Annotated in this window: 3 protein-coding genes and 1 pseudogene; 1 reads left to right on the top strand and 3 read right to left on the bottom strand. The window is 68.2% G+C overall.

The annotated features are described in order from the left end of the window. Positions 1 to 480, bottom strand: a pseudogene (locus ACWDS7_RS46870) (hypothetical protein); the annotation flags it as partial. A 226-nt stretch (positions 481 to 706) separates the two neighbouring features. Then, positions 707 to 2140: an LVIVD repeat-containing protein gene (locus ACWDS7_RS46865; protein WP_451934576.1), complete on the bottom strand. Its 1434-nt coding sequence runs from the start codon at positions 2138 to 2140 to the stop codon at positions 707 to 709. 181 nt (positions 2141 to 2321) lie between these two features. Between ACWDS7_RS46865 and ACWDS7_RS46860 the strand changes: the two genes are divergently transcribed. After that, complete coding sequence (locus tag ACWDS7_RS46860; RefSeq protein WP_451934575.1) at positions 2322 to 2954, top strand: DUF305 domain-containing protein; 633 nt, start codon at positions 2322 to 2324, stop codon at positions 2952 to 2954. A gap of 179 nt (positions 2955 to 3133) precedes the next feature. Here the strand turns inward: ACWDS7_RS46860 and ACWDS7_RS46855 are convergent. Then, positions 3134 to 4301, bottom strand: a 1168-nt coding sequence (locus tag ACWDS7_RS46855) for an adenosylhomocysteinase (RefSeq protein ID WP_451934574.1), incomplete at its 5' end; no start/stop codon positions are given.

Here is a 4301-nt window from a genome sequence, read left to right as displayed (position 1 = left end):
GGTCTCCACCGCCTTGACGTACTTCGGATTCTTCTTGTCACTGATGTCGAAGATCCGGATGCCCTCCCACGACTCCTTGACCGACGCGCTCTGCGCGACACTGTTGCAGGAGTCGTCGCTGCGGGAGTTGTCGACGGCGGTGAAGAGCAGGTCGCCGTAGACCGACACGTCCATCTGGGAGCCGGGACACACGACGCTGCTGACGACCCTGGTCCGCTCCGGGCGGCTGATGTCGTAGATCGAGAAACCACCGTAGTTGCCGACGTAGGCGTAGTCGCCCTGGAAGGCGATGTCGGTGTTGATGGTGGTCTCCAGCCCGGCGGGCTTGGGGACGTTGGCCACATGTGACACGTTCGGGCTGGTGACGACCTCGCCGACCGGCGGGATGTCGGCGGCCTGGGCGGACACCGCCGGCATCAGCAGCGCGGCGGCGGTGGCCACCACGGCTGACGTCCGGCCGATTCCACGGAGAGCGAGCACCCGGTACCTCCATTGTGGGGAGACGTAAAGTGCAGAGAACCGACGAAATTGTCCTTCTTAACCGGCAAATAAACCAGATGTCAGCTTGTAAGGATAAGGATCTGGTTTGACGCCTCACTCTACGTATAGCGGGTCACCGGGACCCGTGAACAGCCACCGGGCCCGCCCGGCGCGGGCGAGCCCGGTGCGGGTGGTGGGGACCGCGGCCCCCACCGCCCAGAGGTGATCAGTCGTCGCCGTGGTCGCTGTGGCCGTACTCCCGGTAGGAAGCCTGGGTCTGCGCGTTCAGGATGTCGACCTTGACGCCGTTCGCCTTGTTCGTACGCGGGTCATTGATCTTGAGGACGTCGAGCCCCAGGTTGAAGTCGCTGCCGTAGATGTAGCCGTTGTAGTAGTACGCGGACCAGAATCCACCGCTCAGCGCGGGGGCGGTGCTGTCGGGGCCGCGCTCGAAGAAGGCGATCTCCTGCGGGTTGGTGGAGTCGGTGAAGTCCACCACCGAGATGCCGCCCTGGTACCAGGCCTGGACCATGATGTCCTTGCCCTTGACCGGGATCAGCGAGCCGTTGTGCGCGACGCAGTTCTCGCTGTCGGCCTGGTGGCGCGAGATCTTGAAGTAGCCCTTGAAGACGAGCCGGCCGTCCTCGATGTCGTAGTAGGCGTTGGCGCCGCGGTTCGGGCCGATCGCCTCGTTGCAGGTGGCCGCGCTGCCGCCGCCGAGCTCGTCGGTGAAGACGACCTTGGTACCGGCGTTGTTGAACGTCGCCGAGTGCCAGAACGCGAAGTTCTCGTCGTCCCGGGCGGTCGCGGTGACCTTCGGGTTCACCGGGTCGGAGACGTCCATCAGGATGCCCTCGCCCATGCAGGCGCCGGCGGCCATGTTCTTCTCCGGGAAGACCGTGATGTCGTGGCAGCCGGTGGTCGCCGACGTGCGGTAGGGGTACTGCTGGGTCGGCTCACCGGGGTTGCCGCCGTCGGGGAACAGGTTCGGGGTGGCGACGACCGCCGCCGCCGCCGGGTCGCGCAGCGGCACCTTGACGATCGAGATCTTGTCGTGCGGCGGCTGGCAGTCGGGGAAACTCGCCGACGGGCTGTAGGAGGAGATGTAGACGTAGACGTTGTCCCGGTCGCGCCCCTTGCCCGGCAGGAGGGTCAGGGTGTGGGAACCACAGTTGGTCTCCACCGCCTTGACGTACTTCGGATTCTTCTTGTCACTGATGTCGAAGATCCGGATGCCCTCCCACGACTCCTTGACCGACGCGCTCTGCGAGGTGCTGCTGCAGGAGTCGTTGTTGCGGGAGGAGTCGACGGCGCCGAAGAGCAGGTTCCCGTAGACGGCCATGTCCATCTGCCCGCCGGGGCAGACCACCGAGCTGACCAGGGAGGTCCGCTTCGGCTTGCGGACGTCGTAGATCGAGAAACCGCTGTAGTTGCCGACATAGGCGTAGTCGCCCTGGAAGGCCATGTCGGTGTGGATGTCAGTGAGCGTGGCCGGCTTGGGGATGTTGGTCACATGCTCGACGTTCGGGCTCATGACGATCTCACCGGGTGCCGGGATGTCGGCCGCCTGGGCGGGCACCGCGGACAGCACCATCGCCGCCGCGACTCCGGCTACTACCAGGAAGCGGCCCGACAGGCCCTTCCTGCGGGGGGTGAACACTGGGAAACCTCCTTGCCATATGCACCATAAAGGGCACATAAGTGACTAGATCGTTCATCCTGAGCGGTCGATCAGGCAAGGTGTCACTGTGTCAGCAAGTTTTTGCGACCTGATGTCTTTACTCGCCTGGCCCGCGAAGATTAGGGTCTCTCGTCACATGCAGCTTGGAAAGGGAGGTCGGGTGCGCGTCGCGCTCGTTGTCGCGGTCGCCGCCGCTCTGTCCCTCACCGCGTGCAGCGCCGACCCTCCGCCGCCGCCCTCCGCCCAGTCGACCGCGCCGGTCATCGCGCCCGGCAGGCCCGGCGAGCCGGCCCGGACGATCAGCCCGAGCGAGGCGGCCACCGCCGTGCCCTCGCCCACCGCCAACGCGGCGGACGTGAAATACATGAAGGACATGATCGCCCACCACCGGCAGGCGATCGACATGGCGGTCCTGGCCCCGTCACGGGCCGACTCCGCCAAGCTCAAGGGCCTCGCCTCGCGCATCAAGGACGCCCAGGGGCCGGAGATCCAATACATGACGTCCTGGCTGCAGCAGCAGGGTCTGCAGGCGCCCGGTCACCACGCCGACCACACCGGCATGCCGGGCATGGCCACGCCCGAGCAGATGGAGGCCCTCAAGAACGCCTCGGGCAAGGACTTCGACCGGCTCTTCCTCACGCTGATGATCGCCCATCACCAGGGGGCGATCACGATGTCCGAGCAGGTGCTGACCGACGGCTCGCACATCAAGGTCGAGGAGCTGGCCAACGATGTCGCCGCCACCCAGAACGCGGAGATCCGCAGGATGCTGGAGATGCAGGCCGGGCGCTGAACCCGGGCCCCGGGTGACGCCCGGTCCCGTGAAGGGGTGCGGGCAAGCCTCCCCCGGCCCCGTGAAGGGGTCTGAGCCGGGCATACGGCTGATCCCTGGAACAGTCCCGGGCCCCGGGTGACGCTCCGGCCCCGTGAGGGGTGCGGGCAAGCCGCCGGCCGGCCCCGCCCCGGGTGACGCTAGGAACCGAGCCGCCAGGAGTGGAGATACTTCTCCTGCTCGGAGGTCAGGGCGTCCACCTCGATCCCGGCGGCGGCCAGCTTGAGCCGCGCCACCTCGACGTCGACCTCCTGCGGCACGTCGTAGACGCCGGGCGCCAGCCGTACCCGCTCACGGGCCAGCCAGGCGACCGCGAGCGCCTGCGCGGAGAAGGACATGTCCATGACGGCGGCCGGGTGGCCCTCGGCGGCCGTCAGGTTCACCAGCCGGCCCTCGGCGAGCAGCAGGAGCCTGCGGCCGTCGGCGAGGACGTATTCGTCGGTGTTCGGACGGACCCCGTGATGCACGGCCTGGGCCAGCTCGTCCAGGGCCCGGACGTCGATCTCGACGTCGAAATGGCCGGCGTTGGCCAGGATCGCGCCGTCCTTCATCACCGTCAGGTGCTCGCCCCTGATCACGTCGCGGTTGCCGGTGACCGTGACGAACACGTCTCCGGTCCGGGCGGCGCGGGCCATCGGCTGCACGTCGTAGCCCTGCAGCGAGGCGTCCAGGGCCTTGACCGGGTCGATCTCGGTGACCACCACCCGGGCGCCCAGGCCCCTCGCCCGCTCGGCGACGCCCCGGCCGCAGTAGCCGAACCCGGCGACCACCACGGTCTTGCCCGCCAGCAGGGTGTTGGTGGCGCGCGTGATGCCGTCGATGGTGGACTGGCCGGTGCCGTACCGGTTGTCGAACATCCGCTTGGTCCGGGTGTCGTTGACCGCCACGACCGGGAACCTCAGCGCCTGCTCGGCCGCCATCTGCCGGAGCCGGATGATCCCGGTCGTGGTCTCCTCGCAGCCCCCGGTGACCGTCTCCAGCAGCTCGGTCCGCTCGGTGTGCAGGATGTTGACCAGGTCGCAGCCGTCGTCGAGGACGATGTCCGGACGGATGTCCAGCGCCTGGTGGATGTGGCGGTAGTAGACCTCCCGGGTGACCCCGGCCCGCGCGTGCACGCCGACGCCGTAGTCGCCCAGCGCGGCGGCGACGTCGTCCTGCGTGGACAGCGGGTTCGAGGCGGCCAGCGCGATCTCGGCCCCGCCCGCCTTCAGCGCGCCCATGAGCACCGCGGTCTCGGCGGTCACGTGCAGGCAGGCGGCGATCCGCAGCCCGTCGAGGGGCCGCTCGGCCGCGAAACGCTCCCCGATG

Source organism: Streptosporangium sp. NPDC003464, assembly GCF_053588315.1.
The sequence above is the reverse complement of the archived record's forward strand: the minus strand, read 5'-3'. Positions and strand labels throughout refer to the sequence as shown.